Annotated in this window: 14 protein-coding genes; 6 read left to right on the top strand and 8 right to left on the bottom strand. The window is 54.8% G+C overall.

The window, feature by feature from the left end:
• Positions 1-11: 11 nt before the first annotated feature.
• Together essC and MKY58_RS16520 are read right to left on the bottom strand one after the other, a co-directional pair.
• The gene (gene essC / locus MKY58_RS16515) at positions 12-3,998 is read right to left on the bottom strand and encodes a type VII secretion protein EssC (protein WP_339321249.1); all 3,987 of its coding nucleotides are present in this window, start codon (positions 3,996-3,998) and stop codon (positions 12-14) included.
• A 68-nt stretch (positions 3,999-4,066) separates the two neighbouring features.
• Positions 4,067-4,399, bottom strand: a complete 333-nt coding sequence (locus tag MKY58_RS16520; RefSeq protein ID WP_339321250.1) for a hypothetical protein — start codon at positions 4,397-4,399, stop codon at positions 4,067-4,069.
• Positions 4,400-4,763: 364 nt separating this feature from the next.
• On the opposite strand from MKY58_RS16520, the gene MKY58_RS16525 reads away from it, so the two are divergent.
• A complete protein-coding gene (locus tag MKY58_RS16525) occupies positions 4,764-5,003 on the top strand; it encodes a hypothetical protein (protein ID WP_212949028.1) in 240 nt (79 codons plus the stop codon).
• A 138-nt stretch (positions 5,004-5,141) separates the two neighbouring features.
• Here MKY58_RS16525 and MKY58_RS16530 read toward each other — a convergent pair whose 3' ends face one another.
• The 3 genes from MKY58_RS16530 to MKY58_RS16540 form a co-directional block, all read right to left on the bottom strand.
• Positions 5,142-5,669: a hypothetical protein gene (locus tag MKY58_RS16530; RefSeq protein ID WP_339321251.1), complete on the bottom strand. Its 528-nt coding sequence runs from the start codon at positions 5,667-5,669 to the stop codon at positions 5,142-5,144.
• Positions 5,670-5,792: 123 nt separating this feature from the next.
• A complete protein-coding gene (gene rsgA / locus MKY58_RS16535; RefSeq protein ID WP_339321252.1) occupies positions 5,793-6,884 on the bottom strand; it encodes a ribosome small subunit-dependent GTPase A in 1,092 nt (363 codons plus the stop codon).
• 490 nt (positions 6,885-7,374) lie between these two features.
• Positions 7,375-7,968: a metalloregulator ArsR/SmtB family transcription factor gene (locus MKY58_RS16540; RefSeq protein ID WP_339321253.1), complete on the bottom strand. Its 594-nt coding sequence runs from the start codon at positions 7,966-7,968 to the stop codon at positions 7,375-7,377.
• Between the two features lie 232 nt (positions 7,969-8,200).
• Between MKY58_RS16540 and MKY58_RS16545 the strand changes: the two genes are divergently transcribed.
• Positions 8,201-9,181 carry a YpdA family putative bacillithiol disulfide reductase gene (locus MKY58_RS16545; protein ID WP_036707093.1) on the top strand — a complete coding sequence of 327 codons (981 nt, stop codon included), beginning with the start codon at positions 8,201-8,203 and terminating at the stop codon, positions 9,179-9,181.
• A gap of 175 nt (positions 9,182-9,356) precedes the next feature.
• Positions 9,357-9,800, top strand: a complete 444-nt coding sequence (locus MKY58_RS16550) for a DUF441 domain-containing protein (RefSeq protein ID WP_036707089.1) — start codon at positions 9,357-9,359, stop codon at positions 9,798-9,800.
• A 56-nt stretch (positions 9,801-9,856) separates the two neighbouring features.
• Here MKY58_RS16550 and MKY58_RS16555 read toward each other — a convergent pair whose 3' ends face one another.
• The gene (locus tag MKY58_RS16555) at positions 9,857-11,605 is read right to left on the bottom strand and encodes an ABC transporter ATP-binding protein (RefSeq protein WP_339321254.1); all 1,749 of its coding nucleotides are present in this window, start codon (positions 11,603-11,605) and stop codon (positions 9,857-9,859) included.
• 207 nt (positions 11,606-11,812) lie between these two features.
• On the opposite strand from MKY58_RS16555, the gene MKY58_RS16560 reads away from it, so the two are divergent.
• Positions 11,813-12,328, top strand: coding sequence for an ADP-heptose synthase (locus MKY58_RS16560; protein WP_339321255.1), 516 nt, complete (start codon positions 11,813-11,815; stop codon positions 12,326-12,328).
• A gap of 78 nt (positions 12,329-12,406) precedes the next feature.
• On the opposite strand, the gene MKY58_RS16565 is transcribed toward MKY58_RS16560, so the two are convergent.
• Together MKY58_RS16565 and MKY58_RS16570 are read right to left on the bottom strand one after the other, a co-directional pair.
• Entirely contained in the window at positions 12,407-12,847 is a 441-nt protein-coding gene (locus MKY58_RS16565) for an NUDIX domain-containing protein (RefSeq protein ID WP_339321256.1), read from the bottom strand.
• 35 nt (positions 12,848-12,882) lie between these two features.
• On the bottom strand, positions 12,883-13,203 hold the full coding sequence (locus tag MKY58_RS16570) for a HesB/YadR/YfhF family protein (protein ID WP_036707077.1): 321 nt from the start codon (positions 13,201-13,203) through the stop codon (positions 12,883-12,885).
• Between the two features lie 523 nt (positions 13,204-13,726).
• On the opposite strand from MKY58_RS16570, the gene MKY58_RS16575 reads away from it, so the two are divergent.
• A complete protein-coding gene (locus MKY58_RS16575; RefSeq protein WP_339321257.1) occupies positions 13,727-15,496 on the top strand; it encodes an ABC transporter transmembrane domain-containing protein in 1,770 nt (589 codons plus the stop codon).
• On the top strand, positions 15,486-17,546 hold the full coding sequence (locus tag MKY58_RS16580; protein ID WP_339321258.1) for an ABC transporter ATP-binding protein: 2,061 nt from the start codon (positions 15,486-15,488) through the stop codon (positions 17,544-17,546). The genes MKY58_RS16575 and MKY58_RS16580 overlap by 11 nt, the downstream gene beginning before the upstream one ends.
• The last annotated feature ends 108 nt before the right edge of the window (positions 17,547-17,654 follow it).

Consider the following 17,654-nt stretch of genomic DNA (forward strand, 5'->3'; position numbering starts at 1 on the left):
GCCACCTCCCCTCAAACAACAACATGCCATCGGTCGCGAATTATTTCCGCCCATCGTCTGCCGTCCCACTCGTCATCAAACGGAACCGCGGCTTTTACCCTGGTAAATTTCCGCTTTATGTAGTACCCCTGTCCCGGCGGCAGGATCTTCAAGCCTCCTGGAGCCTGACTCGATTCCGAAAAAGGAATCCGGAAGAACGACAAATCGTTAGGGTCCAAAGTCCCGAATAAAAATCCGCTTTGGCAAGCTTTGACGTCATTGAACCAATCCGCTCCGAACGTAGGGAAATCGGCCGGAACGCCGGAAAGCAAAACATGCACGTTCCGATCCCGTCCAAGGCGCACAATCGCTCCCAGTTGATCTTTTATCGTAAAGTCGTTTAATTGTTTAGCCAAAATATCCGCATCATCGATCGCCAAAAGGATGGCAGGCCCTTCCTCCCCGCCGCTGCGGCGCTGCACCAGCTCAAAAACTTGTCCGATCAGCGCGGCAAGCTCTTCTTCCCTCGTGGCCGACGCCTGCACATGCGGGAGTCTGCCGATTTGGGAGAGCCCCCGGCTGCCGTACCTGGCATCGACCGTGTACATTTGCAGCTGCTCCGGGGAATAATGATAGGCCAGCGAAAGCATCCAGCTCAGCATGAAGGCCGTTTTTCCGCCCTCCATCGGGCTGGCAACGATAAAGTGCGGTCCTTCCTGCAGGTCCGCCTCGAAAGGCTCCAAATCATCCGTATACAAGCCTACGGGTACTTTAAACGAAGCGACGGGACCATGTTCCGGCTTAAAGCTGGCCGCATGCGGCATCAGCTCATGCAGCCGGATCCGCTCCGGCAGCTTCTCGATTTTCCGGACGTTCCCGGCCGGATACCGGGACTCGATGCTTTGGATCTGCTTGCGAAGCTCGACCGACCGTCCGGCTTCGTCGTCGCCGCTGGCCGGCAGCGCGGCCTGAAATTCAAGCGGCGGGGTATGACCCTTCGCAAGGCCCCTGCCCGGCGGCATGGAGCCCGGATTCCTTGCCGGCCGGCCGACGGCATAATAATAATCCGCCGGATCCGCAAGCTCGAAGGTTACCGCGTTGGCGATATTGCTGCGTACTTTTTCGAATATGTCCGAAATGCGGTTCGAGGTCAGCACAAAGGTGATGCCCAGATTTCCGCCTTCGCGCAAAATGAACTCCAGCAGTTCGTTTTCCTCGGGATAGGAGTTCCGGAAATTCAAATATCCGTCGATGACGACGATAAACTGCGGCAAAACCGCGTTTCGCGCCCGCCGGTAAGCGGCGGCCGTCTTCACGCCGGCGTCGGCGAACAGCTCTTTGCGCTCCGATATCGTTTTGACCAGAAAGAGGAACAGCCGCTTGATCCGGTCGTCCTCTTCGGCCATCATCACCCCGCCGATTTGCGGCAGCTTGGCGAAATCCCTCATCATTCGTCCCATGTCCACGATGTATCCGTGCCACGCGTCCGGAGAATAGGCTTGGGCGAGCGACATCAGCAGCGTCTGCACGAAGGTCGTCTTGCCCAGTCCCGGCATGCCGTAGACCGCCCAATGCCCTTGCTGCATCGGAATACGCAGCGGACGCTGGCTTTGGTTCGGCAGATCGTCGACGATGCCGACGACCCCTTCCAATTCGCCGCATTCGGGCTCGGATGCCCGCTCCGCCAGCTCCTCGAGTTCCAGCCTTTCCGGCAGCGGCGGAAGCCATGGCCCTTGCAGGCGCTCGATGCCTTCCTCCCTGGCCGCTTCGGCAAGTCTGTCGATGAATACTTGAAGCTGTTTCGGAGGCTGCTCCATCTGCAAATTGGCTGCGGACATGCTGGTCGAAAGCAGATTTTCCCGTTTCCCGTTCAAAGCGATTTCGGTCGGAACGACCCGCCCCGGAGAATCCGTCTGCTCCACGTAGGGCGCGCCGCTCCAGGCAAACTGCATTTCCTCGAATATTTCGTCGCTGCCCACCTGGAAATAACCCCGTCCGGGTTTGTTGATCCAGGCCGCGTTCGGTATTTTAAGCATGTCGCGGCTGTCGCCTTCGTCCTGCACGCGCAGGCAGATGCGGAAACGCGCGTTGCTCCATATTTTATCGTCAACGACGCCCGCCGGTTTCTGGGTCGCCAGGATCAAATGCACGCCCAGCGTACGGCCGATGGCCGCGATGCTGATCAGTTCGTCCATGAATTCCGGCTGATCCTTTTTGAGCTGCGCGAACTCGTCGATAATGATCACCAAATGCGGGAGCGGCCGGCCGCCCTCGCGCTTCAAAAGCTTGTAATATTCGTCGATGTGCTGCAGGTTTCCGGCATCGTTCAATATTTTTTGCCGTCTGACCAGCTCCGCTTTGAGCGAAACCTTCGCCCGTTCCATGAGCCCGCTGCTCAAGTTGGTGATCGTTCCGACGACATGGGGCAAGTCGACGAACGTGTTGGACATGCCCCCGCCTTTGTAGTCGATCAGCATGAAAGCAAGGTCATGCGGATGGAACTCGGCGGCCAGCGAAGCGACGATCGACTGGATGACCTCGCTTTTGCCCGAACCGGTCGTGCCGGCGATCAGGCCGTGCGGGCCGTGCCCCTGCCGTTCTATTTTATCATGAATGTTCAAATTGATCTTTTTGCCGCCCGCGCGTACGCCAAACGGGACGGGCAGGCTTTCCGGATAACGGTTGTTTCTCCAGCGCTGCTTTACGTCCAGGTCGGCCGCTTTTTTGATATTCAGCATTTCGAATAACGTCAGCACGTCCGGGATGTCCGACGCAAGCGACCGCTTGAGCCGGATCGGGGCCATGTAACGGGTCAGCGCTTCCGCTCTTTCCAGCGTGAGCATGTCCGGGACGAAGCTTACCTGGTCGAACGCCCCGTCCTCGCGTTTCAACGAATATTGCCCTTCGCTCCGGCCGACGTCCACGATCAGATGGCACTGCATCGGGAGCGTCTCCTTCCGGTCGGAACAAATGATGGTGCATGCGTCGATTTCAGCGGCATCCTCCAGCAGGAGCGGCAGCAGCGGCTCTTCTTCGATCAGCTGCCCGCTGGACAGCAGGACGACCTGGATCGGCAGTTGAGCCGTCTTTTTTTTCTGCTCGTGGCGGGAGGACTTGCGGCGTCCCAACCGCTGGAACAGCTCATCCGCAAGCTGGTGGGCGGTGCTTCGCCGATCCGACATATAGCGGTAGCTGCGGCTTTCGTCCCAGGTATGGGGCAGCCATCGCATCCAATCCCATTCTTCGGCATCTTTTTCCTCATAAAAAGCGGCCAGCTTGACCTCATCCGGCGAATGGCGGACCGTCATTTGCGCGACGATGACCCGCAGGGCGTTCATGACCGAATCCCGGTCCCCCACGATCCCGACCACCTTCGCCTGAAACAGCGGCAGCGCGATCGGCGCGTCCGGCACCGTTTCGAATTCGCTGGCAAGCTCCTGCGCCGCTTCGATCAGAGGATCTTTGACATACCCGTCGGGACGGGGCGCGTTGACCTTCATGTAAAACGGGACCTGGCCCGTTCCGATTCGCGTATGCAAAAAATCGTCGTCCCCGAAGGAACGTTCCCATAACACGCTGCTTCGGTTTTTGACAATATGAAAGCAGACATCCGGATCCCCGTGAACCTCAAACAGCACGTCCACCTGCTCCTTATGCCCTGCGGCCAGTTCTTCCCTATGCTTGCCGAGCTCGGCATGATACAGGCGTACCCGCTCTTTGAGCTGCTCGTTGTATTTCTTTTTGTTGCCCAAGTAGACGAAAAACGGAACCGTATACGACGTCAACATCATCGTCACGGACACCATTTGGAACATCATATAATTGGGGTTACCCATTTTTCCGGTCATGCTCATGTATATATAAAATCCGATGCTGAAGACGGTCATGACGGCGGGCAGCAGAATCGAGATGAGCGAAAACGAAGGTTTGCTCGGTTCGTTCTGCGGCTTCGGAATTTCGACCGTCTCCTCCTTCAGCGCCGGTTTGATTCGCGGCGAGCGCTGGTACAACACATTCACGATGCGTCAGCTCCTCCTCTGCTTTCCCAAACATGGTTATGTAATTTGATTTGCATAGATTTCAACCCTTAATCCTCCATTACCCCGATCGAATCATGTTGAAACAGGCTTCTTTTCCCGAATACCGGCGCCTCCTCGTCGGTCGTCGAAAAAGCGCGCTGCAGGCGGATCAGGCACCCTTCCCTTAACCCGGCCCCGGCCACGTCCTGCGGATCGCGGATCGTAAACCACAGCCCGTCCGGAAATTTCCCTTCCAATATATATTGCTGCCCGGCACGGGGCGCTTCGCCGTACACCCTCATGCCCAGCATTTCCTTCAACTGAAGTACGGGATAGTCGTCCGGAACGTCGATATCGAACCAATCCCGTCCCAGTCGGCTTTTGACCACGGTAAGAATCATTATTTTACACCTCTTGTTCCCTGCAAATCTATGATTCGCAAGATGCAATAACTTCTATGATAATGTATCATCCGCTCCGAATCATGTCAATTTGTGACAAATTAACTATTTTAAATGATGGAACCATGAAATGATATAGGTTTTTACGGCTATTTTCATCGTACGTCGGTTTCGTTTTAGTGAAAGAATTCCCTCCGACAAGCGGATTCAACTCTATTATCTCATATAATTCGCATTCTTTAAATCTTTGAAAAAAGTTTGAAAATTTTATGCAATTTAAGTATTTATAAGCTTTCTTTAAGGTTTTTTTAATAATCGGGGTTTACAATGCAATTGTGGAATAACACGAATGAGGTGATTTTCTATGAGAATGCTAATCAGTTTTCAAAACAAACTTATCCCTGTATATTTTACCACTGAAAACAAACAATCCGTTCAAAAAATACTTAAGCTGCTCAGCGGCACCTTGGAAAATAAGATTCAATACGGCAAAAGAGCGCTCAAAAAATGCCTGGATTCCTTGATCAGCATCGAAATCGAAGGCTCCGAAGCCATTCTTCACAGCAAAAGCGAAAACGACACGCTCGCATTGTCCCTCTATTAAGAGGGATTTTTTGCGCGCAAAATAAAGGAGCCCGGTCATCCGGAGCTCCTTTTTGGGATGGGTCTGCGTCATACGCTTCGCCCTTCGTCCAAGCAAACGGCGAACGGGCTTTACGGCCCGCCTGGGCCGCAGTCGTTACTAGCGGCGAAGCACATGCTCCGCCTCCTGCATCAGCAGCATCATCAGCACGTGAATGCAGACGGAAGCGATCATCAGCGCAAGCGCCAGGACAATGGCCAGCCCCGGAACGAGCGGCGCAATCAGCATGACGACGAACGTAGCGGCGATGACGGCAAGAAACCACCGCCAGCGCTGCACGGCCTTGTTCTGGAACGCCCGGTGCCCCTTTCGCCCGGCCATGTCGCCGATCCCGTAGCAGATATGAAACACCATGTACAGATTCAAAATGAAAACCACGGCATGATACAGGAACATAAACAGCCATGACGTTGGCGGCGACAGCTCCAGGATCAGCGTGACGACCGAAAGAATGATCAAGGCGACCGATACGGTTTTGGCGCTCCGAAAATGGCTGGACCTGCGCTCCAGCTTGACGAAACCGAGAAAGAAGAGCACGTACCCGATCACGTCCGGCAAAATGTCGAATTGGTTGATGCGGATATCGATCAGAAACAAAAATCCCCAAAACAAGTGCACAAACCCCACACTCTCCACCTCCCGCAGCTTCCTTCATTATCTATATATGGATCGGGCAAGCCTGATTATACCCCGCTTCGAAAGCCCTTTCACGGAAATCAAGCCGCTCTGCTGCCCGGCAGGGGAAGAATCCTATTCATCGTGCAGACGCTGGTTCCAATAGGAAGATTTGCGCCGCACGGGGTCCTTTCCCGACCGATCCGTCCGGTTCATTTTGCGCTGGCCGCGCGCTTCCTTTTTCATCTGAAATTCGAGCTCGCGCTGGGTTTTCCGGTAATTTTGCAGCCGTTTGGCATCGAGCTCGCCGGATTCCACCGCCGCGCGCACCGCGCAGCCCGCTTCCCGCTCATGCCGGCAGTCGGCAAAACGGCAGGATCTGCCGATCGCCTCGATGTCGGCAAACGCCTGCTCCCAGCCTCCGCCGTCGTCGTCGTATAACTGCAGCTCCCGCATGCCGGGCGTATCCACCATTAAACCGCCTTGCGGCAGAAGAAACAGCTGACGGTGCGTCGTCGTATGGCGTCCCCGGCTGTCATCCTCGCGGATGCCCTGCGTCCGCTGGGCGCTTGTTTCCGCCAGCCAATTGACGATCGTCGATTTTCCGCAGCCGGACGAACCCGTAAGCGCCACCGTCACCCCTTCTTTCAAATAACCGATAACCGCTTCTTTTCCGCTGTCCTCCAGGGCGCTCACCACATGAACCGGCACGCCCGGCGCGATCAACTCCATTTCCGCGGCTTTGATGTCGGCGTCATCGCACAGGTCGGCCTTGCTTAAAAGAATGACCGGGTTAACGCCGCTGTTCCAGGCCATAATGAGGTACCGCTCCATTCTCCGCGGATTGTAATCGTCGTTCAGGGAGGTAACCAGGAACAGCACATCGACGTTGGCGGCAATCAGCTGCTCCTGCGCCGATTTCGCCCCGGCCTTTTGCCTGGAAATGTTCGTTTTCCGGTCAAGGATGCCGTGGATCACGCCCCGGTCTTCCCCTTCAAGCATTTGAAACTCCACCCAGTCGCCGACGGCTGGATAAGGGGCTCCACTCTGAAGCCCATGTTTCATCTTGCCGGACATCTCGCCCCATGCTTCGCCTTCTTCCGTGCATACCTTGAATTTCTGTCCAAAATCGGCGGTGATGCGTCCGGGCCGATGGAGTCCGCGGTCTTCCTTGCTCCATTCCTTGTCCCAATGGTCATTCCAACCGTATTGCGTTAAATTTGTCAAATAAAATCCCCCTAAAGTTGGTTATCGTCGGGCCGGTTCCCTTGCGGGGCCGGCGCCAATATATTCCGGGATGCCGCATCATCCGTTCCCATTCCTTCGGCCGCCCGTTAAGTCCGGCGGCGGGGTTCAGGGAAATTTCGCGGCAGCCCGCAGAAAAACGCCTGTCGGCGTGTTTTCGTCTCCAGCAACATCCGTTTGAAGCAGGACATCTCCGACACAAAAAGCCCCGGAACGAAACGCTCCGGGGCTTTTGCGCGCAAAACGGCAAAAAAAAGCGCGGAGACGTCAGGTCTCCGCGGCATATGAAAATCATTCCCTCATGTCGTATCAGAACACGGGAATCTTCTTAAGCCGATGAAAGGAGACCGATATGCTTGTCGAACGAATGGCGTTTGCGGCAATGGATGTGTTGTTTTTCATGATTTATCGTCTCCTTTCCTGTCATATGCTGCCATCATAACCAGCAGATGAAGCCGTTGTCAAGCCCTTTTTATTTGACGTCCTCCCAACGGGTCCAAAGCTCGCGCGGATTCAGCTCGTAAATTCCGTCTTCGCGGTACATGAACTGGTGCATGATGAATTCCCGGCGGATGGTAGCATAATCCTCGTGGAACTGTTTGATGAACTCGTTGATTTCCTTTTCCGTGTATTTTCGGCCCGGTTCCAGCCGCTCCACCACATGCTCCAGCGCAATCAGCTTTTTCTTGTACTGGGCCGGTATCGAACGCAAGCGTCCGTCTTTGGCGAAAAAGTTGCGGATCACCGCGCTTTTCATTTGCTCATTTGCGGTCGTGGTCATTTCTTTCCCTCCTTCCCTCAAGATCAATTCAAGCGATGCCTGCGCGTGCTGCTGGATAAAATAACGGTTTTGGGCAAAATAAACCGTATTCTTCTCGCGGCGTTCCGTAATGAGCGCCGCCTCCCTGAGCTTCGCGGCGTGATGAGTCACCGTCGGCTGGGAAATGTTCAGTTTTTCGGCCAGCGCCTGGCCGTTCATCTCGCCTTCGGAGAGCAGCAGCAGGATTCGAAGCCGGGTCGGGTCGGCCAAAGCCTTATGGTAATTGACGATTTTCTCGAGCTGCATATTGTCATCCTTTCTTTAGAGTCATGGACGCGAACGATGGATATACGAATCATTTAAAACTCAACTAATTTTATGATTATCTAATTTCATCTTAAACTAATTATATTTATGTCTAAATAGATTTGTCAACCTGTTTTCGCCCATTTAATCCCGGGAATGCTGCTGGTTTTTGTCAGTCAATTGCGTTACGATGGTATGTGAATTGTTTTAGTCAGAGGAGGAACCAAACGTCATGCAAGATGTCATTATTATCGGAGCCGGCCCCTGCGGATTATCCGCAGCCATCGAGTGTCAACGCAGGGGGCTTTCCACGCGGATCATCGAAAAGCACTGCATCGTGCATTCCATATTTTTATACCCGACCCATATGCAATTTTTCAGCACGGCCGAGCTGCTGGAGATCGGCGATGTTCCGTTTCCTTCGTCCAACGAGAAGCCGTACCGGTATGAAGCGCTTGCTTATTACCGCAAGGTCGCCTCGCATTACGGGCTTGAAATTTCGCAATACGAAGAAGCCCTTTCGGTCGAGAAAAAAGCGGACCAAACCTTTGTCGTCCATACGGCGGACCGCACCGGAAAGCATCACCGCTACGAAGCGCGAAACGTCGTCATCTCGACCGGTTACTTCGACCATCCCAACTACATCGGCATTCCGGGGGAAGAGCTGGACAAGGTCACGCATTATTTCCGCGAAGCCCATCCCTACAGCGGCATGAAGGTAGCCATCATCGGAGGCAGCAATTCGGCCGTCGATGCGGCCATGGAACTGATCCGCGTCGGCGCCCGGATCGATATGATCTACCGCGGCGAGACGGTGTCCGAGAACATCAAACCTTGGGTGCGGCCGGTATTCGAAGCGATGGTGGAAAAAGGGAAAATCACCGTGCACGTACAGTCGCACGTCACGGAAATTACCGAGGACTCGGTCGAAATTACGGGCAAAAACGGCGATAAGGTCCGGATCGAAAATGATTTCGTCCTGGCTTTGACCGGATTCCGCCCGGACCGGAAGCTTCTCACCTCCTGCGGCGTGGAGCTTGACGACGACATGGAAAAACCGCGGTACGACCCGGAAACGATGGAAAGCAACGTACCCGGCCTTTACGTGGCCGGCGTAATCGCCTCGGGGCGGAACGCGAACGAGGTGTTCATTGAAACGGGACGCAAACATGGCGCCCTGATCGCGCAGCATATCATGAAAACCAGAGGATAACGATAAAACATCCGTTTTTGGCGCCCGGCCATGGCCGTTCGGCCGAAAACGGATATTTTTCGCCTGCGGTAAGAATACTGCTGTATAGAAGGCGCCGGTACGCCTTAGGCGTCAGCCGGGCTTCGGGCGTTTTATGTGAAATCATCGAATTCGTTTACAGCGAAGGGGGATCCGGATGGACTTCACGTCATTGATTTTGCTGCTTATGGCGGCTCTGGGCATCATCAGCAGCAATACGCCGATCACCATAGCGATGATCGTGCTGCTGCTGATCCGGGTGCTCCATTTGCATCAGCTGTTTCCTTGGCTTGAGAAATATGGGCTGACGGTCGGCATCATCATCTTGACCATTGGCGTCATGACGCCTCTCGCGAGCGGAAAAATGAGCCTGCAAACGATTGGGGAATCGTTTTTGAACTGGAAATCGCTGCTTGCGATCGCCGTCGGCATGTTGGTTGCCTATCTCGGAGGCCGGGGAGCGACCCTGATGTCGATGAATCCGACGGTCGTCGCCGGGCTTCTGATCGGGACCGTGCTTGGCGTGGCGCTGCTGCGCGGCGTGCCGGTCGGCCCGCTCATCGCGGCCGGGATATTATCGCTTCTGATCGGAAAAACATGATCATCCATTCCGCAAAAAAAGAGCCTTGGCTTTCTTCAGCCAAGGCTCTTTTGCGTTCATACCTCGAGATGCTGCACGTTAAACAGTCTGGCGTAGCTGCCGCCGATCGCCATCAGCTCGGCATGCGTTCCCTGTTCGGTAATCATGCCGTGTTCCATGACCACGATCTGGTCCGCGTGCGTGATCGTCGACAGGCGGTGGGCAACGATCAGCGTCGTCCGGTTCGCGGACAAGGACTGCAGCGCCTGCTGGATCAAATGCTCCGACTCCAGATCCAGCGCCGACGTCGCTTCGTCCAGCACGAGAATGTCCGGGTCTTTCAAAAACACGCGGGCGATGGCGATCCGCTGCTTTTGCCCGCCCGACAGCTTGACGCCCCGTTCCCCGACTTCCGTATCGTAGCCGTCCGGCAAATCCATGATGAAATCATGGGCGTTGGCGCGGATGGCCGCTTCTTTGACTTCTTCGTCCGTAGCGTCCGGATTGCCGACAAGAATGTTGTCCTTCACCGATCCGCTGAACAAAAAGTTGTCCTGAAGCACCATGCCGACCGAACCGCGGACGCTTTCCATCGTCAGTTTTCGTACGTCCTGCCCGTTGATGGACACGCTGCCCTTCTGAATGTCGTAAAATCGCGGGATCAGCGAAATAAGGCTCGATTTTCCCCCGCCGCTCATGCCGACGAAGGCGACGGTTTGGCCGTGGCGAATCTCCAGGTTGACGTCTTTGAGCACCCAATCGCCCTGGTCGTTATATTTGAACCATACCCCGTCAAACGTAATCGAACGCGCCGGGGCGTCCAGTTTTTTCGCATCCTCGGCATCGACGATGTCATACGGCTCGTCCATCAGCTCCATCACCCGCTCCAGCGAAGCGGAAGCTTGGGTAAGCACGGTGGATGAGTTGATCAGCCGTTTGAGGGGCGCGTACAGCTTGTCCAGATAACCGAAAAAGGCGACGAAGGTGCCGATGGTCAAGCTATGGTGGATGACACGGTAGCCTCCGTGGCCGATGACGAGCAGCGGCGCGATGTCGGTCAACGTATTGATCACGGCAAACGTCAGCGCATTCCAGCGCGTTTGGGCCATCGCTTTATTCAAAAAGTTCCGGTTGATTTCGGTAAACTGCCGATGGTCATGGCGTTCGAGCGTAAAGCTGCGGATTACGGAGATTCCCTGAATCCGTTCATGCAAATAGGCCTGTATGCCGGCCAGCGCCTGCGAGCGGTCTTTGGTCAGCTTTTTGAGCCGCTTGTATAAAATGTTGACCGCGATGCCGTACAGCGGCAAGATCGCAATCGCCACCAGCGTAAGCACCGGATTCAGATAGAACATCGCCCCAAGCACGAACAGCAGCGTGAACATGTCCAGCCAAATATTCATCATGCCGACTTCCACGATGTTTTTCGTTTGTTCGACGTCGTTAATGAACCTGGAAATCGCTTCGCCGACCTTCGTGTTTTGGTAATAGCGCAAGGAAAGCCGCTGAAGATGGGCATACAGCTTGTTCCGCATGTCGAACAATACCCTGCTTGTGATGAACTGGGCAAAATACTGCCGCAAATATTCGACGGGTCCGCGCACGATGATAAACAATACCAGAGCGCCGCCCAAAATCAGAAACAGCTGCGTGACCTGCTCCTCCAGCGTCTTTTGGGGATTGAGCAGCAAATCGTCCACGACGTATTTCAAAATCATCGGCAGCGTAAGCGGGATCCCGAATTTGACCATCCCGATGATCAACGTTAAAATAATCCATTTCGTATAAGGTTTGACGAATCGATAATAAGATCTCCAATGATTCAAATGAATGTACACTCCCCTTTCCAGGCTTGTATGATAGGTTTTTGCGCGGATTCCCTGGGCTGACCGGAAGAGGCGGGCCGTTCACCGGTTGACATTTCCCCTTTACAATGATTATATATCCTTAAGTTGCAAGAAACGTTTTCTTGCGCCCAAATCTATCGAAACCATAGCCCTTGCCGCTGCGGCAGGACCTTCAGGAGGACCCAAATGTCAAGACAATTCGTTACGGAAGCTGTCATGCTGGCGATTTACGGAGAACTGCTGCTGACTCCCGTGCCGGTTGAATATATGGTACCGTATACCAGTTTGCTCGAGCTGTACGAATTCATTTCCAGCGACGAGCCGCTCATGAGCAACAGCGACGACGACAAACACGTGAAAGAAAAAATCAGGGAACTCGTCGATTATCTCGAAGAGCCGTTAAACAAGAAAAAGATCCAAAAAGGGCTCAACGTGCCTTGGGCAAAAAGCTCTTCCATCCTGATCGGCGAAACGGCGCGGATCACCGTGGTCAACGCCATGGATACCGCTCCGTACGGGGAATTTTTTGATCCGGTCGAAACGGAGCTGCTGCTCGTTTCCCAGCGGGAGCAGGTGCCGCTGCTGACGGATCAGCCCGAGCTGATTCACCGCATCATCGACGCCGCGGTACCGGTCACGGTATACGACATCGACGATTTCCAGTTCGCGGTGGAATCCGATCCGTTTTCGCACCATATTTGATCCCCGGCGCCCTTTCGGGCGCGGTCAGCAAGAAACTCCTTTCCGGCCGGAAAGGAGTTTTTTCATGCGCGGCATTCGTTATCCGCGGCAGTGCTCGAGGAGAGTTAAGGTAAGCGCATCGAGGGCGGGCAGCGGCTCTCCGAAAAAACGGAGCGCCTTGTTCACCTCGGCTCTGAAATCAAGCTCGCTCTGAAGCCCGTCGGCTTCGTACAGCGCAATGACCAAAAATTCCTCATCCCCGTTTTTGGCGACCTTTTTGAATTCCGGGCCGGAAAACATTTGCACCAGCCTGACCTCTTTGGCCGTCAGGGACGTCTCCTCCCACAGCTCCCGGCGGGCCGCATCCTCCAGCGATTCTCCAGGTGTCATGGACCCGAGGGGAAGCCCCCATTCCTCAGCCCCCGCCCGCTGCTGCAGCAGCATTTCCCCGGCATTGTTTCTGACGAGGATCGCTACCTGCACGGTAATTTTGGACGCTTTTTTAATGTATTGGCGGAAATCACGGTCCAAATGAGACAAGCTTCTCCCTCCTTCCGCAAATCCCAATTTGCTTATTACCCGGCGCTTGAAGGCGTACGATCTTGATTCGCTTCGTAAACATAATCGATGTCATCCAGGGATTCCAAGTACCGGACGACCAGATCATAACCTTCCAAATACCAACCGTCCTGCTCTTCTATAAAAAAGGTGATCCCTTCGACCTCTTGCTTGAGCAGCGGACGCTCGGGCCCTTCGACCGAGATGCCCAGCGAAAAGCCGGGATGAAGGCCCCCTCCAGAGCTATAGCGGGGAAAGAAGCGAAGCGCGCTGCCGGGCTGCAGCTCCAGTTCCTTGATGTACCATTTTGCCGCGTCGTTGCTGATTCGAAGTTCCATCTGCTTCATTCCCTTCGTTGTTGTGGCTAGGCAACGTCATTGCCTATCTCCAATATATCATAACTTGAATATGACGACTTAGGAAAATATAAATTGACAGACGTTCGAGGAGGGTGATAAAATTCTCAGCATACGAGGTCTGAAATTCAATTTATTACCAGAAGGTATGACGGGTATCCGGGCTTCCCGCCCCATGCGCCGTCAAATCCTGACCGAAGAAAGGGTGGGCGAACGTGTTCAATTTCATCGATCATCAACGGAATCAACCGACAATTGAATACCGTCGCAGCCCAGCTGGTGGAACTGATTGTTGAAATTTGGAAACAGGTTTCAAGGAGCCAACGAATATTAGCCACTCCTCATGCTCGGCTTGCGTCTACCGTCAACCGTACGCATGATAGATGTTTGGATCGCAAAGGCATATCGTCCGTTTACGGGCAGTATGCCTTTTTTTTAATGTCCTTGTTCTCCGGCAGTTGACTTACCGGCACAAAGAGAAACGTACGAAGGGAAGTGAAAGATTTTGTTCTCTGTATTAAAGAAACTGGGCTGGTTTTTCCGCCAAGAAAAAAAACGCTATTTAATCGGCCTGTTCATGCTGATCATTTGCGGCATCGGCGAGCTGTTTCCGCCCCGGCTGCTGGGAAGCGCCATCGATGAAATCGTGCGCGGCTCCATCACCTGGGCATCGCTCACGAAATACATCGCGCTGATCATCGTGACCCTGATCCTGATCTACATCTTCACGTACATATGGATGCACAAGCTGTTTGGGGGCGCCAATCTGGTGGAGCGCATCCTGCGCTCCCGTTACATGAACCAGCTGCTGCGCATGACGCCGCCGTTTTTCGAACGGAACCGTACCGGCGACCTGATGGCCCGGGCGACCAACGACCTGCGCGCCGTCGCCAATACGGCCGGGTTCGGCATGCTCGTCATGACCGACTCGACGGCGTATCTGGCCGTGATCCTGTTTGCCATGGGCTTCCTGATCAGCTGGAAGCTGACGCTCGCAGCCATCCTGCCGCTGCCGTTCATTGCGATTGCGATGAAAATATACGGCAAAGTCATTCATGAACGTTACACGGAAGCCCAAGACGCCTTCGGCGACATGAACGACCAGGTGCTGGAGTCGGTGGCCGGCGTGCGCGTCATCCGTGCTTACGTCCAGGAAAGATCGGACGAACGCCGTTTCCAGGCGATCGCCGATGACGTCTACCGCAAAAATATGCGCGTCGCCAAGCTGGACGCCTTGTTCGAGCCTACCATCCGGCTGTGCGTCGGGCTCAGCTACGTGATCGGGCTTGCTTTCGGCATTTATCTCGTATTCAAAAACCAGATCACCCTAGGCGACCTCGTATCGTTTAATATGTACCTCGGGATGATGATTTGGCCGATGTTCGCCATCGGCGAATTGATTAACATCATGCAGCGGGGAAGCGCGTCGCTGGACCGCGTCGACGAAACGCTGTCGGTCGTTCCCGACGTGCAGGACGTCCCTCAACCGGTTCGCGTCGATTCGCCGGACACCATTGCGTTCAAGGACGTGACGTTCCGTTATCCCACCTCGACGGTGGATAATCTGAAGCATATCAACCTTTCGATCCGGCGCGGGCAAACGCTCGGCGTCGTCGGGCGGACGGGAAGCGGCAAATCGACGCTGCTGAAGCAGCTCTTGCACGAGTATCCGACCGGAACCGGCGAAATCCTGATCTCGGATACGCCGATCGAGCAAATCGCCAAAGACCAGCTTCACGGCTGGATCGGCTATGTGCCGCAGGAGCAGATCCTGTTCTCCAAATCGGTCCGCGAAAACATCCAATTCGGCAAACATCAGGCGGATGACGGCACCATCATGAACGCCATCGCCACGGCCGCATTCGATAAGGACCTGCACACGCTCTCCGACGGTCTCGACACCCTAGTCGGCGAAAAAGGCGTCTCGCTTTCGGGAGGACAAAAACAGCGCGTTTCTTTGGCCCGGGCTTTTATCTCCGACCCGGAAATCCTGATTCTGGACGACGCCCTCTCCGCCGTCGACGCCCGCACGGAAGCGCGCATCGTGGATAACATCCGCGAACATCGCGCCGGAAAAACCACGCTGATTTCGACCCACCGCCTTTCCGCAATCGAACATGCGGATTGGATCATCGTGCTGGACGAAGGACTCATCATCGAAGAAGGAACCCATGCCGAGCTGCTGGAACGCGGCGGGTGGTACCGCGAGCAGTTCGAACGGCAGCAGGTCGAAAACAATCTGACGAACGAGGAGGAAGCATCATATGACTCCTAATCCCGGGACCGGAAGGCGTTTGTTCCAATACGCGCTGACCGCCAAAGGCATTTTCATCGCCGCTTTTATCGCCCTTGCCATCGGCGTCGGGGCAGAACTGGCCGGACCCTTCATCGCCAAAAGCATGATCGACGATCATATGCTGGGCATCGAACGGCCTTATTACGAAACGGCGTCGGCCGAGCAAGCGGCCGAATATAAAGGGCATTATTACAAGCGGGGCGATCGCTTCGAGCCGGGCGAAACGAAGGGCGCCGAGGTGCGCCTGCTGCAGTCCGGCCGCAGCTTTTATTTCATCAACCAGCCCGTGGCTTCCCCGGAAGGCGAACGAACCTTTGCGGACGGCCTGATGACCATCCAATACGGCGACAAGGTAGCGCAATATCCGGCGGAAAAGCTGTCGGCCGCCGAGCTGTATTCCTTTTACAAGCCTGAAATCCCCGGAATATTGAAGCTGGTGGGCTTGTACTGCGTCTTTTTGGTCATCAGCATCTTTACGGAATTCGGCAAAACGTACTGGCTGCAAGCATCCGCCAACAAGGTCATTCAAAAGCTCAGGAACGACGTTTATGCCCATATGCAGCGTTTGCCGGTCTATTTTTTCGATACGCTGCCTGCCGGCAAAGTCGTCTCCCGGATCACGAACGATACCGAAGCGGTAAAGGATCTGTTCGTGGCCGTGCTCGCCAATTTCAGCTCCGGCGTCATTTATATTACGGGCGTTTACATCGCGCTTTTCCTGCTGGACGTGCGGCTTGGTCTCGTCTGCCTATTCATCATCCCGCTCCTGATCGCCTGGATCGTGCTGTACCGGAAGCTTGCGACCAAATACAATACGATCATCCGGTCTCGCCTGAGCGAAATCAACGCCATCATTAACGAATCGATCCAAGGGATGTCCATTATCCGCGTCTTCCGCAGACACAAGCAAACCCGCGAGGAATTCGAAGCGTTAAACGACGATTACATGAAACACCAGAACAAAATGCTGAACCTGAACGCTTTTACGTCGCATAACCTGGTTAACGTGCTCCGCAGCTTTTCGTTTGCGGTCATCCTCGCCTACTTCGGATTCGGTGCGCTGTCGGGCGGAACGGCCGTATCGCTTGGCGTGCTCTACGCCTTCGTCGACGTGCTCGGCCGCTTGTTCCAGCCGATTACCGGCATGGTGAACCAGCTCGCGGCGTTGGATTCCTCCATGGTATCCGCCGGCCGGGTCTTCACGCTGATGGATGAGCCGGGCGAGGACGTAACCGACGGCACAATGCCGCGTTACAAAGGCGACGTGGAGTTCAAAAACGTATCGTTTGCCTATAAAAAAGAAAACTACGTGCTGAAAAACATCAGCTTCGAAGCGAAGCAAGGCCAGACGGTTGCGCTCGTGGGCCATACCGGCTCCGGCAAAAGCTCGATCATCAACCTCCTGTTCCGTTTTTACGACCCGCAAAAAGGGACGATTACGATCGACGGCCAGGACGTCAAGGAGTTGCCGAAGCAGTGGATCCGGCATCATATGGGGATCGTGCTCCAAGATCCGTATCTGTTCACGGGTACCATCGCTTCGAACGTCAGCCTCGGCGACGAGAAAATATCGCGCGAGCAAATCGAAAAAGCGCTGCGCGACGTCGGCGCCGAACGGATCCTTGCCCATTTGCCGCAAGGCTTCGACGAGCCGGTGATCGAAAAAGGCAGCACGTTGTCCGCGGGGCAGCGGCAGTTGATCTCTTTTGCGCGCGCGCTTGCCTACGACCCGGCGATCCTTATTCTGGACGAAGCGACGGCCAACATCGATACCGAAACCGAAAGCCTGATCCAATCCGCGCTGGAGGTGCTGAAAAAAGGCCGGACGACGTTCATCATCGCGCACCGCCTGTCAACCATCCGCAGCGCCGATCAGATCCTCGTGCTGCACCGCGGGGAAATCGTCGAACGCGGCACGCATGACGAGCTGATGCTGCTTGGCGGCCGGTATTATCAAATGTATCAGCTGCAGCAGGGCGCTTCGGGAGGCGCCGTCGAGGCACAGCCCGCAACCATTTCTCCGGCTTAACGGATGGAAGCCCGTTAGTTCTTCCCCGACCATCGTTCTGCTTAAAATGTGACTCTATCATACGGCAGCCCGTTCTTTTTGAACGGGCTGCCGTTTTATTGATGGATT

This window comes from Paenibacillus sp. FSL W8-0194, from assembly GCF_037969745.1.
GTDB classification, from domain to species: domain Bacteria; phylum Bacillota; class Bacilli; order Paenibacillales; family Paenibacillaceae; genus Paenibacillus_AQ; species Paenibacillus_AQ cookii.